Raw genomic sequence first — 23179 nt, 5'->3', positions numbered from 1 at the left:
GTCGCGACTGTCGCGACCGACCCGACGGCTGGTTCGTTTCCCCACATTGCACAGACAGGAAAAGGTCACAACTGTGAACAACCACGACACCGTCGACGTGACGACGCCGGACAAGGTCGAGCCCGCCGCCCCCGCAACCCTCGTGATGTCCAACATCTCGAAGCTCTACTCCGGCGTCGCGGCCCTCTCGGACGTTTCCGTCGAGATCCTGCCCGGCGAAGTCCACGCCATCCTCGGCGAGAACGGCGCGGGCAAGTCGACGCTGATGAACGTGGCATCGGGTACGGCGCAACCCGACGGGGGCAGCATCACCTTCGAGGGCACCCCGATCGGCGTGCTGACACCGGCCATCGCCGTGCAGCTCGGAATCGCGATCGTCCACCAGCATCCCGCCGTGCTCCCGGACATGACCGTCCTGGAGAATCTGCAGGTCGCCCTGCCCGCCGCGGTCCTCGCGTCCGGTACGTCGCTGGAAGCCACCGCTCAGGCGCTGCTCGCCGACGCCGGCCTGAGCGTGCACCTTCAGGATCGCGTGGAACTCCTGTCCGTTGCCCAGAAGCACTTGCTCGAGATCGCCAAGGCTCTTGCCCTCAAGCCGAAACTCCTCATCCTCGACGAACCGACAGCGCCCCTCGGCCAGGGATCCGTCGACCTGCTGTTCGAACGTGTGCGGAGGTCCGTGTCGAACGGAACGGCCGTCGTCTACATCACCCACCGCCTGGCCGAAGTCCGTGAGCTCGCCGACAAGGTGACCGTGCTTCGGGACGGCCGCGTCCGCGGCAGCGCCCGCGTCGCCGACATCACCGACGACGAACTGCTCGCGATGATCGTGGGACGCAAGCTCGAATCGACCTTCCCGCCCAAGCACATCGGCTCGCCGGACGACGAGACGAACTTCTCGATCAACGGGTTGAGCGGCTCGGGATTCGCGAACATCTCGATCAGCGCCCGCCCGGGCGAGATCATCGGCATCGCCGGGGTCGTCGGAAACGGCCAGAGCGAACTGATGCGCGCGCTCGCCGGTCTCGACTACTTCACGGGAACGGTCGCCATCGCCGGCAAGACCTTGAACTCCCGGCAACTCCTGCAGGAGGCGGCATACATGCCCGCCGATCGGCACCGCGAGGGCCTCCTGATGTCCCTCTCGGTGCGCGAGAACGCCGCCGTCTCGGCACTGGCGAAGTTCAAACGGGGACCGTTGCTCAGCCGCAAGCGTGAGTTGGGCACGGTGGCCGAGACGCTCGGTTCGCTCGCGGTCAAGGCCGCGTCGATGGATTCCGTCGTCTCCTCCCTGTCCGGCGGCAACCAGCAGAAGGTCGTCCTGGCGCGGGCGCTGCTCTCCGAGCCGCTGCTGGTCGTGGCCGATGAGCCGACGCAGGGCGTCGACGTGGGTGCCCGGGCCGAGATCTACCGGATCCTGCGTGAGGTCTCGGCCTCCGGCATCCCCGTCGTCGTCGCCTCATCCGACGCGAAGGAGCTCGAGGGGCTGTGCGACCAGGTCATCGTGATGTCGCGGGGGCACGCGCTCGAAGTGCTCCAGGGCGCTGCGATCAGCGAAGAACGCATGATCCACGCCGCCGTCCGCTCGACGACCCGATCGGTGTCCGTCGTCGCGGATGAATCGGCCTCGAAGCACTCCGGACTCCGTCGTTTCCTGCAGGGCGACTATACCCCCGCGGTGCTCCTGGTCGGTGTCATCGCACTGCTCGGGTCGTTCCTGTTCAGCCAGAACGCCCGCTACCTCTCCGACTTCAACATCTACTCCGTGCTCACCCTCGTCACGGCGCTCGGTTTCATCGCTCTCGGGCAGACCATCTCGCTGCTGATCGGAGGTATCGATCTGTCCGTCGGGCCCCTCGCCGGGTTCCTGGTGGTGATCGGGTCGTTCTTCATCAACGACGACAAGTCCGTGATGATGATCGTCCTCGGATTCGTGCTCATGATCGTCGTGGCGGCCGTCATCGGGGTGGTCAACGGCTCGCTGATCAGGTTCGCCCGGTTCACCCCCATCGCCGCGACGCTGACCGTGTACATCGCGTTGCAGGGATTCAGCTTCCTGCTCAGGAGCTCCCCGGACGGGTACATCAACTCGACGGTCACCGGAATCATCGGGTGGCAGCTCGGGCCGGTGCCTGTCGCATTCATCGTGCTCGTCGCGGCCACGCTCGTGACCGAGTTCTTCCTGAAGAAGCGACGCTGGGGCTGGAAGCTGCGCGCGACCGGGTCCAACGAGGAATCGGCGCGCAGGAACGGCATCAATATCAACCGGACCGTCATCCTCGCGTATGTGGCCACTTCACTGTTCGCGTTCGTGGGTGCCGTGATGCTGATGGCGCAGATCGGGGTCGGCGACCCCGCCCAGGGCGTCGGCTACACGCTCACGAGCATCACCGCGGTCGTGCTCGGTGGAACGAGCCTGCTCGGCGGGCGGGGCACCTTCATCGGCACGCTCCTCGGTTCCATCCTGCTCGTGCAGGTCCTCAATGCGACGTCTTTCCTCGGCTTGTCCCAGATGTGGCAGTACCTGTTCCAGGGGCTCCTCATCCTGGTGGCGGCGATCGTCTACTCGGTCGCACGACGCAACAACAAGCGCAGGAAGACGTCCTTCGCGCTCAGGTAGGCCGCCCGGTCACCGGTTCCGAGACGACAGAGCGCCGAGCCCGATCCGGTCCCGGCGCTCTGTCATCTGTCTTGAGCTTCACTCTGCGGTGCTGAGCCCGCGGGTGATCTCGGCGATGGCCGACCAGTCAAGGGGCGCGAGTTCGGGATCGGCGAGAGCCCGCTCGAACATGTCGCGCAACACGGGCGCCGTCGGGAGCACGACGCCGCTCGCAGCAGCAGCCCGCTCCGCGAGGGACAGGTCCTTGAGGCCGAGCCCGACGCTGAAACCGGGCGGGCTGTATGCCTTGCGGGCGATCAGGTTTCCGTAGCCCGTGTAGACGCTGCCCGTGAACGCGGCATCCGTCAGGATCTCGACGAACGTCATGCCATCGACTCCACCGTGTTCGACCAGGGTCACCGACTCGGCGAGGGCCTGGAGCGCGTGGATGAGGTTGTAGTTCACGCCGATCTTGACCAGGCTTGCCGTGCTCGGCCGCTCGCCGACGGCCCAGGTGCGCTTGCCGATCGCGTCGAGGCACGGCTGCGCCCTGGCTATGGCGCTCTTCGTGCCTGCCGCGACCACATTGAGCTTCCCGGCCGCCGCGATATTGGACCGGCCGAGCACGGGAGCCGCCACGTAGTCGATCCCGGCGAGGGAGTGCAGGTCGGTCAGCCGATCCGTCGCCTCGACGCTGAGCGTGGCGCAGTTGATGTGCAGGGTGCCGGCCGGCGCATCCGCGAGGGCCTCCGCACTGAAGACGGCCTCGGCGGCAGCGTCATTGGCGAGCATCGAGATCACGGTACCGACGCTGAGGGCGTCGGCGATGGAGACCGCCCGGGTGGCGCCGGCCGCGACGAGGGCGTCCGCCGCACCGGTCGATCGGTTCCAGACGTGCACCGAATGGCCGGACTCGATGAGCCGGCCTGCCATGGCAGAGCCCATTTCGCCGAGTCCGATGAAGCTGATGTCCGACATAGTTCACGCCTTCCAGATTGTCCTGAGGTTTCCGGATCCCGGCCAGCGGCCGGGCGCTCCGTCGCGCCGGATTGGGGCGCAACCGCCCTTTGTGCAGTTCCAGTGAACACTACCGTGAGTGCCCGGTCTGCTCAACGTGATTCCCCCGCGATGGCAGTGTTCGCTTGACAAGCCCGACGCCGCTGAGTTGAATGTCAACCAACACCTTGTGCAGTGAGACTGTACAAAATAGTATTGCTGCGATACCCCGGCCCCGACCGGACACCAGACTTCGTACTGCAAAGGAGCAGAACACGTGGGCATTCGACTCGCCGAAAAGACCGTCGTCGTCACAGGCAGCGCATCCGAGCTCGCCGAAATGGGGGCCGGCGACTCCCGCTTCGACTCGATGGCCGGCGACATCCTGATGGGCCGGCCTGCCGCGCCCGAAGACATCGTGCCCACAGCGGTGTTCCTGGCCGCGAGCGATTCCGACTGCATCACCGGTCAGGTCATCCCCGTCGAGGGCGGCATGAACCTCGTCTGATCCGGCAGCCCGCCCTCCGGCACTCTGCACGACACTCTGCACGACACTCAGCAAAGGAATGACACGACCGTGACCACAGCCACTTTCGGAACCAACGCCGTCGACTGGGAGGAGCGCATCCAGTTCGATCGCCTGCGCACGGACAGGCTCGCCAAGCTCCGGCGCGAGTTGTCCGGCTCGGACCTCGGGGCCGTGCTCGCCTTCGACTTCTCCAACATCCGCTACATGTCGTCGACCCACATCGGCACCTGGGCCATGGACAAGCTCATCCGCTTCTCGCTGCTCACCCGGCACAGCGACCCGATCGTCTGGGACTTCGGGTCCGCGGCCAAGCACCACCAGCTCTACAACCCCTGGCTGCAGACCACGACGGCCGAAGCGGATGCCGACCCGCACGCTCCGCACCACGGCGCGGTCCGGCCGCGGGCCGAGAACGGTGCCCGCGCCGGAATCTCGACCCTCCGCGGAGCCTTCCACCCCGACGCGGGGATCGCCGAGGGCGTCGCCAAGAAGATCAAGCGCGAACTGGAGAAGTTCGGCCTGCAGAACGAGCCGCTCGGCGTCGACGTGATCGAGCTGCCCATCCTGATGGCCCTGCAGAAGGAGGGGATCCGCGTCGTCGACGGCCAGCAGGTGTTCCTCAACGCCCGGGCGGTCAAGACCGGTGACGAGATCGCGCTGCTCACGCAGGCCGCGTCGATGGTGGATGCCGCGTACGAATCCCTGTATGAATTCCTGCGGCCGGGCGTGCGTGAGAACGAGGCCGTCGGGCTGGTTTCCAAGGTGCTCTACGACCTGGGGTCTGAGTACGTCGAGGGAGTGAACGCCATCTCGGGGGAGCGTTGCTCACCGCACCCGCACGTCTTCTCCGACCGGTTGATCCGGCCGGGCGACCCCGCCTTCTTCGACATCCTGCACAGCTACCAGGGCTACCGCACCTGCTACTACCGCACCTTCGCGGTCGGGTCGGCGAGCCGGGCGCAGCACGACGCCTACAAGATCGCCCGCCAGTACATGGACAGGGCGATCGCGCTCGTGCGCCCGGGGGCCACCACCGCCGACATCGTCAAGGTCTGGCCGACGGCCCAGGAATTCGGCTTCCCCGACGAGGAAGCCGCCTTCGCCCTGCAGTACGGCCACGGCGTCGGCCTGTCCATCTGGGAGAAGCCGATCTTCTCCCGGCTCGTGTCCCTCGACCACCCGGAGGTGCTCGTGGAGGGCATGGTCTTCGCCCTCGAGACCTACTGGCCGTCCGCCGACGGCATCGGGGCGGCCCGCATCGAAGAAGAAGTCGTCGTCACCGCCACGGGGTGCCAGGTGATCACCAAGTTCCCGGCAGAGGACCTGCTCGTTGCCGGCCAGCGCTACTACAGCGTCGGGGGGCCGTTGTCCCTGGTGCGCGACTCCCAGTCGCACCTCAACACCGCCGCCGGTCGCGGCGAAGCCGAGTAGGGCGCCGATGCGCGCCGCGGTCTACCACGCTGATCACGATGTCCGCCTCGAGGAGGTGCCCCCGCCCGTCCGGGCTCCGGGCGAAGCGCTGCTCGAGGTGCTGCGCAGCGGCATGTGCGGAACGGACGCCACCGAGTGGAAGGCCGGCCCGCTCACCTTCCCGGTGCAGCACCGCCACCCCGTCACCGGCCAGACCGGCCCGATGATTCCCGGCCACGAATTCGTCGGGAAGGTCCTCGAGGTCGACGAGTCGAGCCACTTTTCCGTCGGCGACATCGTCGCGAGCGGTGCGGGTGTGTCCTGCGGCGTCTGCGACCGGTGTGCGGAAGGTCGCACGAATCTCTGCGACCGGTACTACACACTGGGGCTCAACACCGACGGCGGTATGGCCGAGTTCGTCTCCTGCCCGGAGAGCACCCTCGTCCTCGTTCCCGAGGGACTTCCGATCGACCTCGCTGGCTTCGCCCAGCCGCTCGCCGTCGGCCTGCACGCCGCCCGTCGGTCCGGGGTGCGTGACGGTGACCGCGTGGTCCTGATCGGGGCGGGGGCGATCGGCTCCTTCGTGCTCGCCGGGCTGAAATCGCTCGTGTCCGCCGACGTGACCGTGATCGACTTCCCGGGGGCGCGGCTCGAGCGAGCCCGTCGCCTCGGCGCGACACGGGTCGTCGAGGCAGGTGCGGATGCCGCCGCCCGCGTCGCCGAGGCCATCGGGCCGTTCGGCGCCGACGTCGTGGTCGAGGCCAGCGGGGCGCCCGGACAACTGAACAATGCCCTCGCGATGGTGCGCAAGGGCGGAACCATCCTCCAGGTCGGGCTGCCGTCGACAGAGCAGTCTGTGGACATCCATTCGCTCGTCATGCGCGAGATCACCGTGCGGACGACGCTTGCGCACGTGTGCGGCACCGACCTCGCCCCCGCTCTGGGTATTCTGGCGACGACCAATCTGGGCACCGAACTTCTCGACTCCGTCCGACCTCTTGACGACCTCGCCGAACAGCTCGAGCGACTCGCGACGGGCCGGCTCGAGGGCAAGGTACTCTTCGATCCACGACAAGGGGCAGCATGAAGGCAGCAGTTTTCCACGGCGCGCACGACATCCGCATCGAAGACGTGGACGGGCCGCCACCCCTCGGCAGCCTCGACGTGCTGCTGCGGCCGTACTGGTGCGGCATCTGCGGCACCGATCTCCACGAGTACGCCATGGGGCCGATCGTCATTCCCTCGCACCCGCATCCGCTCACCGGGGCCACCGCCCCGCAGATTCTCGGGCACGAGTTCTCGGCGGAAGTGCTCGAGGTGGGTTCCGGGGTGCGGTCGGTGCGCGTCGGCCAGCGGGTGTCCGTGATGCCGTTGCTGTACTGCGGCAGCTGCTACTACTGCCGCCGCGGCCTGAACCACCTGTGCCAGTCGATGGCCTGCGTCGGCCTGAGCTTCGCCTCCGGAGGAATCTCGGAACTCGCGGTCGTGCCGGCCAGTCACGTGAGCGTGCTGCCCGATTCCGTCTCCGACCTCCAGGGCGCCCTCGTCGAGCCGGGAGCCGTGGCCGCCTACGGAGTCGACACGGCGCAGGTCCGGCCGGGGGACACCGTGCTCATCACCGGCGCCGGTCCGATCGGCGCACTCGCCTCGCTCTACGCCTCGGCGCTCGGTGCCCGCGTGTTCATCTCCGAGGTCAATCCGACCCGCGTCGCGCTCGCGAGGAGCCTGGACGTGGGCGAGGTGATCGATCCGTCCCAGATCGACGTCGCCGCCTGGGTCAAGGACCAGACCGAGGGAATCGGCGTCGACGCGGTGATCGAGTGCTCGGGCAACGAACGGGCCCTCCAGACGGCCATCGCGTCGGTGCGCTCGGCCGGGCGCATCTCGCAGACCGGCCTGCACACCAGGCAGGCGGCCATCGACCCCATGGTCCTCTCCGAACACGACATCACCCTCGCAGGCACCTGGTGCTATCCCGTCACGGACTGGCCGCGCATCATCGACCTGATCGCCCGCGGCCGGTACCCGGTCGAGAAGGTCGTGAGCGCCCAGATCAGCATGGCGGATGTCGTCGAGAAGGGCTTCGAAACCCTGCTCTCGCCGACCGGCGACCAGGTCAAGGTCCTCGTCAACGCACGCTGACGTCGATTCACACGGCTGACCTCGATCCACACTGACGCGCACCCCTCGCGCACCCTCTCCCGTCCCCACGATTGGAATCCCGTTATGAAAGCGCTGCGCTTCGCGGAACAGAATGTTCCCCGGATTGACGAGCTGCCCATCCCCGCGATCGGAGCCGACGAAGTGCTCGTCGCCGCGCGATCCGTCGGGGTCTGCCACTCCGACATCGACCTGCTCGAGGGTCGGTACATCATCCCGTTCGAGTACCCGATCATTCCCGGACACGAATGGTCCGGTGAGGTGGTCGCGGTGGGAAACCGGGTGCAGGACTTCGCGGCCGGCGATCGGGTCGTCGGCGAGTGTGTCATCGGGGAGGACCACTTCGGGTTCTCGATCAGCGGTGCGGCCGCGGAGTTCTTCGTGGCCAGGCCCGAATGGCTGCACAAGCTTCCCGCGAGCGTGTCGTACACGAACGGCGCTCTTGTCGAGCCGTTCAGCGTCGCGTACTACGCGCTGATGCGGGTCGGGAACGTCAACGCGAGCGACACCCTCGTCGTGCTCGGTGCCGGACCGATCGGACTCGCCGTCACCGCGGCCGCCTCGGCCCTCGGCGCCGTGACGATCGTCGTAGAGCCTTCGCCAGAACGCCGCGATGCCGCGCTGCGACTCGGCGCCCGCCACGCCGTGCACCCCGACGATATCGTCGAGTTCCTGAACGAGCAGACGGACGGGCGCGGAGCGGATGTCGTCGTCGAGGCGAGCGGCCGGCCGGCCGTCATGGCCCAGGCGCTCGAACTCGCCGCCTTCCGGGGCCGGGTCGCCTACATCGGCATCGACGTCGGGCGCGAGGCGCCGGCGAAGCTCGGGCTCATCCAGTCCAAGGAGCTCAAGATCACCGGTTCGGTCGGCTCGCCCGGAGTGTGGCCGGAAACCCTGCGCTTCCTCGCTCACACCGGAATCGACCTGAGCCCGCTCGTCACCCAGAGGTTCGGGGCCGCCGACGCACTGGGCGCCCTGGAGGCCGCGCACCACCCGGCGACCACGATCAAGGCGCACATCGAATTCGACGCCGTGCTGCCCGCATAGCGAACAGATCTGAACGACGGATGTCCCGGACGAGCGCTGCTTGTCCGGGACATCCGTCTTTGGGCTGGGGGAAACGGCCTAGGGGATGATCTTCGCCGCGCGGTACCGCTCCACCTTGTCGAGGAAGCTGTCCGGCGTGGACCGGAAGCCCAGGAACCCGGCTTGGCGGCTCTTGTTCATGTCGGTGAAGCACTCGATGTTGCGGCCGAGGTCGCTGTCGGTGTGCCACCAGGAAGCGAGGCGGGTGACGTCCGTTTCGACGAGTCCTTCCCGTTCGGCGATGGCGCTCCAGACCTCGTCCTTGCCGGCCATCTGCGCGGTCAACGGGCGGGGTTCGCCCTCGAAACCGGCCCAGGGAACATCGAAGATCGCGGCGACCCGCGGCCAGAGCCAGCGCCAGCGGAAGACGTCGCCGTTGGCGATGTTGAACGCTTCGTTGGCACCCTCCGGGTGCGTGCCCGCCCAGATGATCTGCTCGGCGAGCAGGTCGACGTCGGTGACGTCTGTGACGCCGTTCCACTGGGTGGCTGAGCCGGGAAAGGTGAACGTCAGCCCGAGTTCCTTGCAGATCGCGGCGTAGACGGAGAGGGTGAGCACCATGTTCATCGCGTTGTCCGTTGCGAACCCGAAGACGGTGTGTGCGCGGTGCACGCTCCAGGTGAAGCCGTTCCGGGCGGCGGACCCGAACAGCTCGTCCTCCTGCGCGTAGTAGAAGTTCGGCTGCGGCAGCCGTGGCTCGTCCTCGTGGAACGGGGTCTCCGCGGTGACGCCGGTCGCATAGTTGTCGAACGGGCCGAGGTAGTGCTTGAGCCCGGTCATCAGGGCCACGTGCCTGACCGACTTCTCGCCTTCGAGCGCCGCGAGCACGTTGCGCACGAGGGCGCTGTTGACCTCGATGTTCTCGGTCTCGGTATCCCGCTTCACCCACGCCGTGATCACGACGAGTTCCGGTCGGGTGCCCGTGAGCGCGGCGGCGAGGGACTCGGGGTCCAGGAGGTCTGCCGTCACGGCGGTGATGCCGGGCGTCTCGGAGTGGCCTCGCCTCGAGAGGCCGGTCACGTCCCAGCCCGCGTCGACCAACTGCTTCACGACCGTCTGGCCCGTGATGCCCGTCGCTCCGACGATGAGCGCGCGCCGCCGGGGAACTGTTGAGGGGGATGTCACAAGTCGATCCTTTCCTGATGGACGGGACTTCCTTGTCGCCGTCCTGAGGTGTTCAATGATACTTAACATTGGAATTCCCGGCAAGCCGCGCCGGAACCGCCAGAACCGCCGATTTGGCCCTAGTGGCGGGGTATTCGGGGCTCTTCCTGTGTATATTTGTCCGTACTCACCTTTTTTCCGGAGCGTGGGGTGTATAGCCGGGCTTCAATGATGATGCGAGGCAGGTCCTCGTCGTCGTCATGCTGATGTGTGACAGAGGAACATGATGGACAATTTAGGGTCTCGGCTGAAAGACATCAGGCTCAAGGCCGGCCTGACGTTGCGCGAGCTGGCCAGACAGGTCGACGTTTCGCCCTCCTTCGTCTCCCAGATCGAGAACGGCAAGTCACAGCCGTCCGTCGCGACCCTGTATGCCTTCGCCCAGTTGCTGAACGTGTCCGTCGACGACCTCTTCGAGAGTAAACCGGCCCTCGACCCTGGAGTTCCGGCAGTCCACCCCGAAGAAGTCCTGAATCGGGGCGACGTGACGAATCCCTCGGAGGCGTGGCATCCGTCCGAGTATGCGAACCGGGTCTCCGTGGTGCATCCCTCTCATCGGTCGCGGCTCAACATGGCCGCAGGGGTCAACTGGGAACGTCTTGCCGCCACGCCGGAGCGCGACGTCAACTTCATGAAGATCGTCTACGCGCCGGGAGCCACGTCGACGGACGAGGGCGACACCGTCTCCCACGCCGGCTACGAGTACGGCTATGTCATCGCGGGTGAGTTGCAGGTGACGATCGGCGACGAGGCATTCACGCTGCATGCGGGCGAGTCGCTCGGCTTCGATTCCTCGATCCCGCACAGCCTGAAGAACACCGGAAGCATCGACGTCCAGGGAATCTGGTTCGTTCACGGCGCGCACGCTTAGCCGATCCATTCCGTAAGGCACGCGTCAGGCGTTCGGTTGACAGCGATGCTGGAGCCGTCGTAGCCTGTGTGTTAAGGAATACTTAACGGGTGTTCACTCTCGTCTTAGACGACGACACCCTTCCTTGATATCACGACGATGTGAGCCGGATGACCGGCGGAAAAGGACCAGACCTCCATGGATCTCGGACGCGGCCTCGGCCACCTGTCATATTCCACCCTCGTGCACGCGGGCGACACGTGGGCGGAGATGAAGGAGAGCCTGCACACCTTCGTCCCCGACGTCAAAGCCCGGGTCTCGCCCGATCAGCGCTTCGGCGTCTCACTGCGCATCTCGGCCGACTCGGCGAAGACCCTCGCAGCAAGCCCTGGAGAACGGGCAGAGCTCCGGACATTCCTCGACGACAACGACCTGTACGTCTACACGGTGAACGCGTTCCCGTATGGGCCGTTCAAGGGCGATCTGGTGATGGAACGGGTCTATGAACCGGACTGGTCGACCGACGACAGGGTCGCATATACGAACTCGGTCGCGGACATCCTCGCGGAGATCGCTCCGGCGGACGTGAGCCCCAGCATCCAGACGGCCCCACTCGCGTTCGCTCCGAATGTCACGGACGACGACTACGTCGCCCGGTTCACCACCAACCTGTTCCTGGTCGTCGCCCACCTCGTCGAGCTCGAGGCGCGCACGGGTCGGCGGGTCAAGCTCGCCCTCGAGCCGGAGCCCGCGTGCTTCCTGGAGACCACGGCGGAGACCGTCGCGTTCTTCACCGAGCGGGTCTACTCGCCGCAGGGCATCGCCGAGCTCGCCCGGCTCGCCGGGCTGCCCCTGTCGGAGGCCGAAGGTGCGATGCGCCGATACCTCGGCATCGTCTTCGACATCGGCCACCAGTCCGTCGGATTCGAGGATATTCCGGCATCGCTCCGCAGCCTGGTCGACGCCGGGATCCCGATCTTCAAGCTCCAGGAGGCGGCGGCGCTCTGGGTCAGGGACCTCACTCCTGCACTCGTCCCCCAGCTGCGCGTCTTCACCGACACGATCTACCTGAGCCAGACGACGATGCGCCAGGACGGTGCGGTCACGAAGTTCCTCACCCTCGGCGACGCGCTCGACGCGTTCGAGGAGCACCCGGTGCCCACCGAGATCCGCACCCACTTCCACGTTCCGGTCTTCCTCGAGGAACTCGGCCCGTTCGTCACGACGCGGTTCGCCGTGCAGCAGGCGCTGCAGATGCACCGTGAGACACCGCTCTCCGACCACCTGGAAATCGAGACGTATACCTGGGACGTGCTCCCGGCGCACCTCAAGACCGGCGACATCACCGACTACGTGACCCGCGAACTCGAGTTCGTCCGCGCCGAGCTGCTGGACCCCCGTCCATGAGGGCTGCCGTCTTCCACGGAGCCGGCGACATCCGCGTCGAGGAGGTCACGGCTCCCGAGTCGCCCCGCGCAGGCGAAATCCTGGTCAGGCCGTTGTGGTGCGGCATCTGCGGCACCGACCTGCACGAATACGCCCAGGGCCCGATCGTGATTCCGCGGGAACCGCATCCGCTCACCGCGGCGTGCGGCTCGCAGATTCTGGGCCACGAATTCTCGGCCGAAGTGGTCGAGGTCGGCGAGGGGGTGACCGCGGTGCGGCCGGGCGAGCGGGTGTCGGTGATGCCGCTGCTGTCCTGCGGGCACTGCTACTTCTGCCGCAGGGGACTGAACCACCTCTGCCGCACGATGGCCGCCGTCGGGCTCAGCTACCAGTGGGGCGGCATCGCCGACCTCGCCATCGTGCCCGCAGCGAACGTCACAGTGCTCCCCGACGGCGTGTCCGACCTGCAGGGCGCCGTCGTCGAACCGGGCGCTGTCGCGGCGTACGGGGTGGACACCGCCCGTGTGCGCCCCGGCGACAACGTGCTGATCACCGGGGCCGGTCCGATCGGCGCCCTCGCGTCGCTCTACGCAGCCTCGCTCGGGGCGAACGTCTTCGTCTCGGAGGTCAATCCGGTGCGCGCGGCGCTCGTGCGCAGCTTCGACGTCGGAGTGGTGCTCGACCCGACCGCCGTCGACGTGCCGGGCTGGCTTCGCGACCGGACAGACGGTATCGGTGTCGACGCGGTGATCGAATGCTCGGGGAACGAGCGGGCGCTGCAGGCGGCGATCGCCTCGGTGCGTTCTGCCGGGAGGATCTCCCAGACCGGGCTGCACACGAAGGCTGCGGCCATCGACCCGATGGTCATCTCCGAGCACGACATTACGATCTCGGGCACCTGGTGCTTCCCGGTCACCGACTGGCCGCGCATCATCGACCTGATCGACAGGGGTCGGTACCCGGTGGAGAAGGTCGTGACAGCCCAGATCGCGATGAAGGATGTCGTGGCCCAGGGCTTCGACACGCTGCTGTCACCGACCGGCGACCAGGTCAAGGTGCTCGTGCGCGCCGGCTCGTGATGCCGCGCCCCGAGTGGCCGCCTACTGGGCGAAGAGCGCCGGATGCGTGGACAGCTCGAGCCTGGTGCGGCGGATGTGGCCGGCCAGCATCCGCTCGGCCTCGTCGCCGTCGCCGCGCCTCAGCGCCCCGACGAGCAACTGGTGTTCGTAGTGGACGGCGCGGTTGACATCGGGCCCGATCAGGGTCGTGAAAGCGCGTCGATAGTGCTGGGTCGAGTTCCATAACCGGTGGATGGTCTCGCCCAGGATGGACGTCACGGCGCCGGAGTAGGAGAGCAGGTGGAACTCGCGGTCGAGGCGCAGGAACGTTTCGACGTCCGTGCCGGCCTGCATTTCATCGGCGAGTTCCTGCAGGCGGCCGAGGGTCTCCGGCGACAGATTGGGCAGGCTGTAGCGCAGCAGCAGGGGTTCGATGCGCTCGCGGATCTGGTACATCTCCTCGCACTCCGCGAGGCTCAGGTGGGAGACCCAGGCGCCGGTGTTCGCGACGAGGGTGACGAGGCCATCGGATTCCAGGATGCGCAGCGCCTCGCGAACGGGGAGCCGGCTCGCGCCGAACTGTTCGGCGACGTCCTCCTGGCGGATCCGGGTGCCGGGGGCGTATGCGCCGGACAGGATCTCGTCCCGCAATCGCGTGGCGATACGGCTGCCGGCGCTGCCGTCGCGGCTGGGGGCGCTGGCCATGGGGTCCGTCCGGTCGGTGGTGTCGGTCATTCGGCGGGGTGGGCCGGATGCCACAGTTTAGTGGCAGCATCCTTTTCGTAGGCCTTGCCGTCCGGGTAGCTCACGAGCTCGAACTGCATGCCCCAGGGGCTGCGGAAGTAGACCCAGCGCTGGCCGGTGCTCCAGCTGGAACTCGACGTCGGTGCGCCCATGATCTCCACACCGTGCTCCCGCAGGTGCTCGAGGGCGGCATCGAAGTCGTCCACGTAGAACGCCAGGTGATGCCCGCCGATGTCGCTGTTCCTCGGTTCGGGAGCTGCGGCATCCGCCGGTTCGTACTGGAAGACCTCGAAATTCGGCCCGTGACCGCACCGGAAGAAGCGGAGTTCGCGCATCACCGTGCGCGGGTGCACGCCGAGGTGCTCGAGCATCCACTCGTCGTCGGGGTGGGCGAACGGCCCGAGCGCGTAGACGAGCTCGCAGCCGATCACGTCGACCAGGAACCGCTCTGCCTCGGCGAGGTCGGGGACCGTGAAACCAATGTGTTCCGTGCCGCGCAGACCCGGGATGCCGTGGACCATCGAGAACTCCTTCGTTCGTCGTTGATTTCTCTCATTGTATCCAAAGACCCGAAATGCGTTCATCCTGATCGGAGATATTGCGAACAATCCTTGGCATTGGATTCAATCAACGATACAGTGTTGGTCACATGTAGTCGATCCCCGCGATCGACACGACCAATGGAGACCGGCACATGCCTGAACGACGACGTTTGGATCCCCTGGCCCCGTGGATCGAACTCAGCACCACGGCGCAGGACTGGGCGAGTGCGGACCCGGCACTCCTGGCCACCATGCTCGGCCAGCTGCATCTCATCCGTGCCTTCGAAGAAACCGTGCTCGAACTCGCCGGCGAGGGCCTCGTGCACGGGCCAGCGCACTCCAGCATCGGCCAGGAGGGCGGGGCGGTCGGCTCGATCGTCGGCCTCGGGTCGACGGATGCGATCAACGGCTCGCACCGAGGGCACCACCAGTTCCTCGCCAAGGCGATCAACCATGTCTCCGGCGGCGCCCTCGACCCCGCGGCGCTCGTGACCGCGGACATTCAGACCGTGCTGCAGCGCACCCTCGCCGAGATTCTCGGGCTCGCCCAGGGCTACTGCCGGGGCCGCGGCGGCTCGATGCACCTGCAGTGGTTCGAGGCCGGCGCGCTCGGCACCAACGCGATCGTCGGCGGCGGGGTTCCGCTCGCGGCCGGCAACGCCTGGGCCCAGAAGCACGCGGGAACGACGGATGTCACGGTGAGCTACTTCGGGGACGGCGCGACCAACATCGGCTCGGTCCTTGAAACGATGAACCTCGCTTCGGCGTGGAAGCTGCCGCTTGCCTTCTTCATCGAGAACAACCTCTACGCTGTGTCCACCACGGTGGCCGAGTCGACCGGTGAGCCTCGGCTCTCGGCCCGCGCGCTTGGGTTCGGCATTCCCAGCTGGCGCGTCGACGGTATGGACCCGCTCGCCGTGCACCTGGCGACGAAGGAGGCCGAGCAGGTGATGCGGTCCGGCCAGGGACCCGCTGTCGTCGAGGTCGAGGTCTACCGCTTCTTCCACCAGAACGGACCGTATCCGGGCAGCGCCTTCGGCTACCGGACCAAGGAGGAAGAGGCGGCCTGGCGGGCCCGTGACCCGCTGGACCGGGTCGCCCGCGAAATGATCGCGCTCGGCCAGATCGACACGGCCGGCATCGCCGCGGTGCGCGAGCAGGCCCAGTCCGCGATGCGGGATGCAGTGGCCCAGCTGCTCGAGGCCGACCCGGAGTCGGCGGGGAAGCGCCGGATCCGGCCGGACCTCTGGCCCGACGTCGACTTCGTCAATGTCGGGGTGCGGGGCGACGCGAGCGAACTGACCGGACTGCGCACGCTCGAGCCGACCGAATACCGGGGCGAGCTCGAAACGAAGAAGTTCGTCGACGCCGTCGCCGGCGTGATGGACCGCCGCATGGCAGAGGACGCACGGATCGTCGTGCTCGGCGAAGACGTGCACCGCCTCAACGGCGGCACGAACGGCGCCACCAAGGGGCTTGCGAAGAAGTTCGAGGGCCGTGTGCTCGGCACGCCGATCAGCGAGAACGCGTTCGCCGGCCTCGGCGGCGGGATGGCGCTCGACGGGCGCTACCGCCCGGTCGTTGAATTCATGTATCCGGACTTCATGTGGGTGGCCGCCGACCAGGTCTTCAACCAGATCGGCAAGGCGCGGCACATGTTCGGCGGCGAGAATCCGGTGCCCCTCGTGCTGCGCACGAAGGTCGCGATGGGAAGCGGCTACGGCTCGCAGCACCTGATGGACCCCGCGGGCATCTTCGCGACGAGCCCCGGCTGGCGGATCGTCGCACCGTCATCGGCGGCTGACTACATCGGCCTGATGAACACCGCTTTGGCCCTGCAGGACCCGGTGCTCGTCATCGAGCATGTCGACCTCTATGCCGACAGCGGTGACGTGCCCGCCGGCGACCTCGACTACTTCATCCCGCTGGGGAAGGCGGCCCTGCGCCGTGAAGGCACCGACGTCACCGTGATCAGCTACCTGTCCATGGTCAAGCACTCCATCGAGGCCGTCGAACTGACCGGCATGAGCGCCGACGTCGTCGACTTGCGCTGGCTCGACCGGGCCTCGATCGACTGGGAGACCATCGGCACGAGCATCCGCAAGACCAACAGCGTGCTCATCGTCGAACAGGGGGCCCGCGGCACGTCGTATGGTGCCTGGCTGTCCGATGAGATCCAACGCCGGTTCTTCGACTACCTCGACCAGCCGGTCGAACGCGTGACCGGCGGCGAGGCAAGCCCGAGCATCTCACGCGTGCTCGAGCGGGCGGCCATTGCGCGCACCGAGGACGTCGTCGCCGGCCTCGAGATCATCAAGCTCGGTCTGGGAACCCGCTGATGGCAACGCTCGTGCGCATGCCGGAGGTGCTCGCCAATGCCGCAGAAGCCGCCATCCAGACCTGGCTGGTGAAGGTGGGCGACACTGTGGCGATCGGCCAGCCGCTCGCCGAGATCGAAACGGAGAAGGCGGTCGTCGAGTACCGCGCCGAGACGGAAGGTGTGCTCGCGCGCGTCATCGTCCCCGAGGGCGTGCCCGTCGAAGTGGGCGTGCCGATCGGCGTGATCGCCGCCGTCGGTGAGGCGGAGTCGGACATCGATGCCTTCCTCGCCGGGGACGTCCCGGAGCAGGCAGGGCCTGCGACCCCGGTGACGGCGGCCGCGGAGGCGGCGACGCCGGTCGGAGTGGTCCCGGTCGAATCGGCCCCGGACGGGGCGCAGGTACCGCTCGCCGCAGCCAGCGGCCAGCGTCAATTCGCCAGTCCGCTCGTGCGCCGCATCGCCAGGGAACGCGCGCTCGACCTATCCCGCGTCGTCGGCAGTGGCCCGAACGGGCGGATCGTGCGCCGGGACCTCGACACCCTCAAGCCCGCGCCCGTGACTGCAGCCGAGTCCCGGCCCGAGCCCGTCATGCCTGTGGCGTCTCCTGCGGTGTCCGTTCCAGCGGCACCCTCGGCCCGCACCACCGGCACATCCGTGGTCGACGCCTCCGGGTTCACCGATGTTCCCCACACGGGGATGCGACGGGCGATCGCGCGCCGCCTGACCGAGAGCAAGTCGACGGTTCCACACTTCTACATCACGGCGGACTGCCGCGTCGAGCGCCTCCTCACCCTCCGCGGCGAGATCAACGCGACGTCGCCGCGGAAGATCTCGGTCAACGACTTTGTGGTCAAGGCCGTCGCGGTAGCGCTCGTCCGGGTGCCCGCGGCGAACGTGATCTGGACCGAGACCGCTACGAGACGATTCGAGCACGTCGATCTCTCGGTGGCGGTGTCCACCGAAACAGGACTGCTCACTCCGGTCCTGCGTGGCGTCGAAGGCCTCACGCTGACGAGCATCAGCGAGAGGGTCGCCGACCTCGCCGGACGGGCGCGGAAGGGGAAGCTGAGGCAAGAGGAACTCGAGGGCGGCAGCTTTGCCGTCTCGAATCTCGGCATGTTCGCGGTCGACCAGTTCTCGGCCATCCTGAACCCGCCCCAGTCCGGCATTCTCGCCGTCGGCGCCGCGAAACAACGGCCGGTCGTCGACGCGGGACAGCTCTCGGTCGGCACCGTGATGACCGTCACCCTCTCGGCCGATCACCGTGTGGTCGACGGTGCGGTGGCCGCCGAATGGATGGCGCAGTTCGTGGCCTGTATCGAGAATCCACTCTCTATAATCATTTGACGTCGGCGGGCTCTGATGACCGTTGACTTCCCCGTGAGCAAAGGCGCGCATATGGATCCCCGACTCGAACGTCTCGTAGCAGAGCGGGCATCCCTTGCCGCGGAATCGGAACGGCTGGCCGCGCTCCTCGCTGCAGAACGGAGCGGCAGGGCGCTGCGAGCGATCTCCCTCGCCTACGGGACGGGCTGCAAGGATGACTTCGAGCGGGAGCGCCAATGCCGCGCGGATGAAGAGCAGATGAAGCAGGTGCGTTCCCTCACTCGCGCCCTCGATCGTCAGTACCACCATCTGACCACAAGCGCCCGCGCCGCCCGCGAAAGCGGGCGTGCCGGTGATCTCGTCGGCGTTGTCCGCGATCCAGTCCATCAGGGGGACGAGGCGGTCGGCGAGCTCGTGGCCCCTGGCCGTCAGTTCATAGTCGACGCGCGGCGGGATCGTCGCCTGCGCCTCCCGGTTCACGAAGCCGTCTGACTCGAGGGTGCGCAGGGTCGATGCGAGCATCTTCTCGCTGATGCCCTCGATGGACCGCCGGAGCTCGCCCCAGCGGAGCGAGTCCTGCTGCAGGGCGAGCAGGATGAGCACGCCCCACTTGCTCGTGACGTGGTCGAGCACGGTGCGCGTGGCGCATTTGGCCGGGTAGACGCCGGCGACGGCGCCGGGACGCGCCCGCGAGACATCGAAACTAACCTTCATGCAGGTAGCTTACCTAAAGGTGGGTACCTGTGCGCGGGAAGGTACTCGACCGTCCCGTGGTTGACTCTGACACGCCACCGAAAGGACAACACATGTCATACATCGTCACCGCCACCTCTGGTCACCTCGGCCACCTCATCGTCGAATCCCTCCTCGCCCGCGGCGCGGCCCCGGAGAGCATCGTCGCGACAGCCCGCAATGTCGACAAGCTGTCCGCTCTCGCCGCACTCGGCGTGCGCACCGCAGTCCTCGACTACGGCAACCCCGAGACCGTGACCGCCGTCGTCGAACCGGGCGACGTGCTGATGCTCGTCTCCGGCAGCGAGGTCGGCCAGCGCGTGCCGCAGCACACCGCCGTGATCGCGGCCGCCCAGGCCGCCGGCGTCGGGCGCATCGTCTACACGAGCGCCCCGAAGGCCACGGCCTCCGCGCTCCTGCTGGCCCCGGAGCACAAGGCGACCGAGGAGTTCCTGATCGCCTCGGGGGTCCCCTTCAGCATCCTGCGCAACGGTTGGTACACCGAGAACTACACCGGTGAAATCGAGAGGGCACGCCAGGCCGGCGAGATCGTCGCGAGCGTCGGCGACGGCCGGGTCGCGAGCGCGAGCCGGGCCGACTATGCGGATGCCGCGGCCGCGGCCATCCTCGACGACTCGCTCGCGGGCAAGACCCTCGAGCTCTCGGGCGACCACGCCTGGGACTTCGACGAACTCGCAGCCACGATCGGAACCCTCATCGACTCATCGGTGGCCTTCCGGAACCTGACACCCGCAGCACACGCGGAGCTGCTCGCGTCCTTCGGCCTCGACGAGGGCACGGTGGGCTTCGTCGTCGGTCTCGACGCCAACATCCGCGACGGGCTGCTCGGCGAGACGAGCGGCGACCTGGCCCGCCTGATCGGACGGCCGACGACGCCGCTCGCGGAGGGCCTCGCCGCGAGCGTCTAACCTCGCCTGTCCCGGCCCGGCCATGCCCCGGAGGTGGACCTGACGGCATCCGCCCCGGCCATGCCCCGGGGAGTGGACGCGGCGGCATCCGCCCCCGGGTCGGTAGGCTGTGCGATTGCAGAGATCGCACTGCACACACCCGAGCACACGCAGACGAAGGACCCGACGATGAGTGGCAGTACCGAACGCCTGTTCCGTTTCGAGCGGGTGGAGTGGGACGACCCGCGCGCCGCCGTGCTGCGCGCGCGGATGGACGTGGAGATGACCGCGCGCTACGCCGGCCCTGGCAGCCCCGAACTCGATGACGCCGTGACCGCGGCGCTCAGGATCGACCCCGCCGACATTCTCGCGACCGTGCTCGTGGTCGACGGCGACGGCACCCCCATCGCCCACGCGGCCCTGCGCACCCATGATGGCGACTGGGAGGTCAAGCGCGTGATCGTCTCCGACGACCAGCGCGGGCGCGGGGTCGGCCGTGCCCTGATGAACGAGCTCGAGCGCATCGCCCGTGCCGCCGGCGTGCCGCGGCTCATCCTGCAGACCGGCAGCAAGCAACCGGATGCGGTCGCCCTCTACGAGAAGATCGGCTACACGCCGATCCCGATCTACGAACCGTACATCGAGGCGATCCCACACTCGTTCTGCTTCGAGAAGCTGCTCGCCTGACCTGCACCGCTCCACATTCCCGCGTCGCCCCGCATCCGCTCGCCCCGCCGTGCCGCGAGAGTGCACGTGTGGCTCTGAAGGCCGCTTGACTTTGCCTGCGATTCAACGGCCGAAAGCGCACTCTCGCGAACGCCGGCGCGGGAGACGCTCCGTCGAATCGAATCGAATCGGTGCAGTGCGGGGCGGTGTCGTTTTTGGCGGCGTTGTCGGGAACGACGTCAGGCGAGCCGGGGGTCGACGTGCAGTTTGGGACCGAGGCCGGCGCCGGCGGGGCGATGCCCGGCCAGGATCTCTCGCACACCGCTGAGCCCGACCGTCGCGGCGACGAGCGGGCGCGGGTCGACGGCACCGCTCGCGTAGAGGTCGATCGTGCCCCTGAGCCCCGGGGAGGCGCTCAGGATGCCGACCGCCGTCACGTCCTTGAGAGCGAGGGTTCGGGTGTCGATCAGGCTCGGGCTGCCGGCGAGACCGACGTAGACCACGCGCTTCCCCGGCTCGACCAGGTCGAGGGCGCGGGCGGGCAGGGCGGCCGCGTTGGAGGCGTCGATGACGGCGTCGAAGGGCGACTCCGGCAGGTCGGCGTCGGTCCAGACTCCGTCGAAGCCGAGGCTCCTGGCGTAGTCCAGTGAGCGCGCGGACCGTCCCATCACGTGCACCTCTGCACCCTGCTGCCGGGCGAACAAGGCGATGAGCAGACCGATCGTGCCCGCTCCGAGGACGAGCGCCCGGTCGCCGGGTTCCAGTGCTGCACCCCGAACGGAACGCAGCGCGTTACCGCCCGGTTCGACGAGCGCGCCGAGCACGTCGTCGGCGGTGTCGGGCAGCTCGAACAGCGAGGTGGCGGGCACCGCGAGCTGTTCGGCGAGGGCACCGGGGAAGCCGCCGAGGATGCCGACCTCGAAGCGGAACTCGCAGACATGCTGCAGGCCGCGGAGGCACCGACGGCACACCCCGCAGCCGAGCATGGTGTCGCCGGTGACCCGGCGACCGAGCCACCGCCGGTCGACGCCTGCGCCGAGCGCGGTCACGGTCCCGGCCCACTCATGGCCGATCCGCATCGGGTACCGGGCCTTGCCGTCGTGCAGGTACTGCATCTCGCCGGTGAAGAACTCGACGTCGGTTCCGCAGACGCCGACTCTCGCGACATCGACGACGACCTGGCCGGGCCCCGCAACCGGCGGGGCGACATCCTGCACGGATGCTTCCCCGGGCGCGGTGATGACAAAGGCCTTCATGGTGCTTCCTTTCGGCGTGGATCACGAGATCAGCCTGGGAAGCTCCACGAGCTGGTACGAAGCGGGTTCGGGTGCGCGTCAGGCAGGCTTCGCGTACCGGCCGATTTCCTGAAGCGCCCAGGAGTTGCCGTCAGGATCGCTGAAGTACGCGTACTTGACGCCACCCATGTCGTGGATCTCGGTGATCTGCAGGCCACGGTTCACGAGTTCGTCCCGTGCTGCGCCGATGTCGGAGACGACCAGGTGCAGGTTCTTGACCGTGCCGTGCTCAGGTCCATTCCCCATGCCGGTCCCGATGACCACGGAGCACGCCGAGCCCGGAGGGGTCAGCTGCACGATCCGCATTCCGTTGCCTGGCTGCACATCGTGATCCAGGTGGAAGCCGACAACATCCACGTAGAAGGCCTTGCTCCGTTCGACGTCCGCAACGGGCAACGGCACAAGCTCCAGTCGCATGTCCATGGTCGTCACTGTATCAAGGAGCGACAGCCACTCGCGGCGAACGGCGCCGCGGCGTAGCGTGGCCTCGTGACACCGTCCGACAGCTTCTGAGGAGGAATCGTGACCACCCTCGACAACCGGCCGAACACCGCTCTGCTCGTCATCGACGTCCAGACCGGTTTCGTGAAAGACGCCTACGATCGGGACGCGATCGTCGGGAACGTCAGCAGCGTCGTCGACAAGGCGCGAGCCGCCGGCGTCGACCTCATCTGGGTGCAGCACCACAACGACGACCAGCCGCAGGGGAGTGCTTCCTGGCAGCTCGTACCCGAACTCGTGCGCCTCGAGGCGGAACCGCTCGTGCACAAGGCGTACGCCGACGCCTTCGAGGACACCGACCTCGAGTCCGTGCTCGCCGAACGCGGCATCGGCGGTCTTGTGATCGCCGGTGCGCAAACGGATGAGTGCATCCGGTCGACGCTCCACGGCGCGATCGTCCGCGGCTACGACGCCATCCTCGTCAGTGATGCCCACACCACCGAGGACCTGAGCGGCTTTGGTGCGCCGCCGCCGGACCTGGTGATCGCCCACACCAACCTGTACTGGGAATACCACACGGCCCCCGGGCGGACAGCGGGCACGGTGACCACTGCCGACCTTGACTTCACGGCGCCGTCCTCCTGAGGCGACCGGGCCGTCGGACGGAAACAGCGCTTCGCTCGAGGCTGGGAAATCGCCGGGACGGACTTCCGTGGCCCGCGGGGGCGCAGCACACTGGATGCCGAAAGTGGAAGCTCAAACCTCGCGCGACCCGAACGTGGAGTGACGAATGGGCAGGATTACGCAGGCCTCGATAGTGCGACCGGGTCGGATCGGAAGGCGAGCCGGCGTCGGCATCCTGGCGGCGGCGCTCATCGTCGCGGGTGTCACGGCGGCCGCGCCGCGCGCCGAGGCGGAGGTCCGGACAGTAGCAACCGCTGCCGCTGCCGCGCACTCCGTGTCAGAG

20 protein-coding genes and 1 pseudogene are annotated in these 23179 nt (G+C 67.7%); 14 read left to right on the top strand and 7 right to left on the bottom strand.

Annotated features, from left to right (window positions below; all coding sequences use genetic code 11):
• The first annotated feature begins 73 nt into the window (after positions 1 to 73).
• Positions 74 to 2620 (top strand): ATP-binding cassette domain-containing protein, encoded by a 2547-nt coding sequence (locus QN345_RS04975; RefSeq protein ID WP_323508479.1) that lies wholly within the window; start codon positions 74 to 76, stop codon positions 2618 to 2620.
• A gap of 78 nt (positions 2621 to 2698) precedes the next feature.
• Here QN345_RS04975 and QN345_RS04970 read toward each other — a convergent pair whose 3' ends face one another.
• Positions 2699 to 3577, bottom strand: coding sequence for an NAD(P)-dependent oxidoreductase (locus QN345_RS04970; RefSeq protein WP_323508478.1), 879 nt, complete (start codon positions 3575 to 3577; stop codon positions 2699 to 2701).
• A gap of 295 nt (positions 3578 to 3872) precedes the next feature.
• On the opposite strand from QN345_RS04970, the gene QN345_RS04965 reads away from it, so the two are divergent.
• From QN345_RS04965 to QN345_RS04945, 5 genes are all read left to right on the top strand, one after another.
• Positions 3873 to 4103, top strand: coding sequence for an SDR family oxidoreductase (locus QN345_RS04965; RefSeq protein WP_134449130.1), 231 nt, complete (start codon positions 3873 to 3875; stop codon positions 4101 to 4103).
• A gap of 69 nt (positions 4104 to 4172) precedes the next feature.
• On the top strand, positions 4173 to 5555 hold the full coding sequence (locus QN345_RS04960) for a M24 family metallopeptidase (RefSeq protein ID WP_134449129.1): 1383 nt from the start codon (positions 4173 to 4175) through the stop codon (positions 5553 to 5555).
• A gap of 7 nt (positions 5556 to 5562) precedes the next feature.
• Complete coding sequence (locus QN345_RS04955) at positions 5563 to 6621, top strand: zinc-dependent alcohol dehydrogenase (protein ID WP_323504540.1); 1059 nt, start codon at positions 5563 to 5565, stop codon at positions 6619 to 6621.
• Positions 6618 to 7676: a 2,3-butanediol dehydrogenase gene (locus QN345_RS04950; protein WP_323504539.1), complete on the top strand. Its 1059-nt coding sequence runs from the start codon at positions 6618 to 6620 to the stop codon at positions 7674 to 7676. The genes QN345_RS04955 and QN345_RS04950 overlap by 4 nt, the downstream gene beginning before the upstream one ends.
• Before the next feature lie 84 nt (positions 7677 to 7760).
• Positions 7761 to 8741 carry a zinc-dependent alcohol dehydrogenase gene (locus QN345_RS04945; protein WP_134558322.1) on the top strand — a complete coding sequence of 327 codons (981 nt, stop codon included), beginning with the start codon at positions 7761 to 7763 and terminating at the stop codon, positions 8739 to 8741.
• A gap of 78 nt (positions 8742 to 8819) precedes the next feature.
• Here the strand turns inward: QN345_RS04945 and QN345_RS04940 are convergent, their stop codons facing one another.
• The gene (locus tag QN345_RS04940) at positions 8820 to 9905 is read right to left on the bottom strand and encodes an SDR family oxidoreductase (protein WP_241975243.1); all 1086 of its coding nucleotides are present in this window, start codon (positions 9903 to 9905) and stop codon (positions 8820 to 8822) included.
• 262 nt (positions 9906 to 10167) lie between these two features.
• Between QN345_RS04940 and QN345_RS04935 the strand changes: the two genes are divergently transcribed.
• From QN345_RS04935 to QN345_RS04925, 3 genes are all read left to right on the top strand, one after another.
• Positions 10168 to 10815: a helix-turn-helix domain-containing protein gene (locus QN345_RS04935; RefSeq protein WP_134449124.1), complete on the top strand. Its 648-nt coding sequence runs from the start codon at positions 10168 to 10170 to the stop codon at positions 10813 to 10815.
• Between the two features lie 177 nt (positions 10816 to 10992).
• On the top strand, positions 10993 to 12201 hold the full coding sequence (eboE, locus tag QN345_RS04930) for a metabolite traffic protein EboE (protein ID WP_322188795.1): 1209 nt from the start codon (positions 10993 to 10995) through the stop codon (positions 12199 to 12201).
• A complete protein-coding gene (locus tag QN345_RS04925; protein ID WP_322188793.1) occupies positions 12198 to 13259 on the top strand; it encodes a 2,3-butanediol dehydrogenase in 1062 nt (353 codons plus the stop codon). The genes eboE and QN345_RS04925 overlap by 4 nt, the downstream gene beginning before the upstream one ends.
• A gap of 21 nt (positions 13260 to 13280) precedes the next feature.
• On the opposite strand, the gene QN345_RS04920 is transcribed toward QN345_RS04925, so the two are convergent.
• Both QN345_RS04920 and QN345_RS04915 read right to left on the bottom strand, forming a co-directional pair.
• Positions 13281 to 13973 carry a GntR family transcriptional regulator gene (locus QN345_RS04920; RefSeq protein ID WP_241975242.1) on the bottom strand — a complete coding sequence of 231 codons (693 nt, stop codon included), beginning with the start codon at positions 13971 to 13973 and terminating at the stop codon, positions 13281 to 13283.
• Positions 13970 to 14503, bottom strand: coding sequence for a VOC family protein (locus QN345_RS04915; RefSeq protein ID WP_134558319.1), 534 nt, complete (start codon positions 14501 to 14503; stop codon positions 13970 to 13972). The genes QN345_RS04920 and QN345_RS04915 overlap by 4 nt, the downstream gene beginning before the upstream one ends.
• A gap of 173 nt (positions 14504 to 14676) precedes the next feature.
• On the opposite strand from QN345_RS04915, the gene QN345_RS04910 reads away from it, so the two are divergent.
• Together QN345_RS04910 and QN345_RS04905 are read left to right on the top strand one after the other, a co-directional pair.
• The gene (locus QN345_RS04910; protein ID WP_322188789.1) at positions 14677 to 16863 is read left to right on the top strand and encodes an alpha-ketoacid dehydrogenase subunit alpha/beta; all 2187 of its coding nucleotides are present in this window, start codon (positions 14677 to 14679) and stop codon (positions 16861 to 16863) included.
• Complete coding sequence (locus QN345_RS04905; RefSeq protein ID WP_322188787.1) at positions 16863 to 18191, top strand: 2-oxo acid dehydrogenase subunit E2; 1329 nt, start codon at positions 16863 to 16865, stop codon at positions 18189 to 18191. The genes QN345_RS04910 and QN345_RS04905 overlap by 1 nt, the downstream gene beginning before the upstream one ends.
• 333 nt (positions 18192 to 18524) lie before the next feature.
• Here the strand turns inward: QN345_RS04905 and QN345_RS04900 are convergent.
• Positions 18525 to 18884, bottom strand: a pseudogene (locus QN345_RS04900) (winged helix-turn-helix transcriptional regulator); the annotation flags it as partial.
• A gap of 92 nt (positions 18885 to 18976) precedes the next feature.
• Here QN345_RS04900 and QN345_RS04895 point away from each other — a divergent pair.
• Together QN345_RS04895 and QN345_RS04890 are read left to right on the top strand one after the other, a co-directional pair.
• The gene (locus tag QN345_RS04895) at positions 18977 to 19831 is read left to right on the top strand and encodes an NAD(P)H-binding protein (RefSeq protein WP_322188785.1); all 855 of its coding nucleotides are present in this window, start codon (positions 18977 to 18979) and stop codon (positions 19829 to 19831) included.
• Positions 19832 to 19999: 168 nt separating this feature from the next.
• The gene (locus QN345_RS04890; RefSeq protein ID WP_134449115.1) at positions 20000 to 20497 is read left to right on the top strand and encodes a GNAT family N-acetyltransferase; all 498 of its coding nucleotides are present in this window, start codon (positions 20000 to 20002) and stop codon (positions 20495 to 20497) included.
• 218 nt (positions 20498 to 20715) lie between these two features.
• Here QN345_RS04890 and QN345_RS04885 read toward each other — a convergent pair whose 3' ends face one another.
• Together QN345_RS04885 and QN345_RS04880 are read right to left on the bottom strand one after the other, a co-directional pair.
• The gene (locus QN345_RS04885) at positions 20716 to 21732 is read right to left on the bottom strand and encodes a zinc-dependent alcohol dehydrogenase (RefSeq protein WP_322188783.1); all 1017 of its coding nucleotides are present in this window, start codon (positions 21730 to 21732) and stop codon (positions 20716 to 20718) included.
• Between the two features lie 78 nt (positions 21733 to 21810).
• Positions 21811 to 22194: a VOC family protein gene (locus tag QN345_RS04880; protein WP_134449113.1), complete on the bottom strand. Its 384-nt coding sequence runs from the start codon at positions 22192 to 22194 to the stop codon at positions 21811 to 21813.
• A 99-nt stretch (positions 22195 to 22293) separates the two neighbouring features.
• Here QN345_RS04880 and QN345_RS04875 point away from each other — a divergent pair, with 99 nt between their 5' ends.
• Positions 22294 to 22857: an isochorismatase family protein gene (locus QN345_RS04875; RefSeq protein ID WP_322188781.1), complete on the top strand. Its 564-nt coding sequence runs from the start codon at positions 22294 to 22296 to the stop codon at positions 22855 to 22857.
• Positions 22858 to 23179: the final 322 nt, after the last annotated feature.

It is taken from the genome of Cryobacterium sp. 10I1, assembly GCF_035019805.1.
GTDB lineage: Bacteria > Actinomycetota > Actinomycetes > Actinomycetales > Microbacteriaceae > Cryobacterium > Cryobacterium glucosi.
This window is presented reverse-complemented; position numbering and strand designations above follow the sequence as displayed.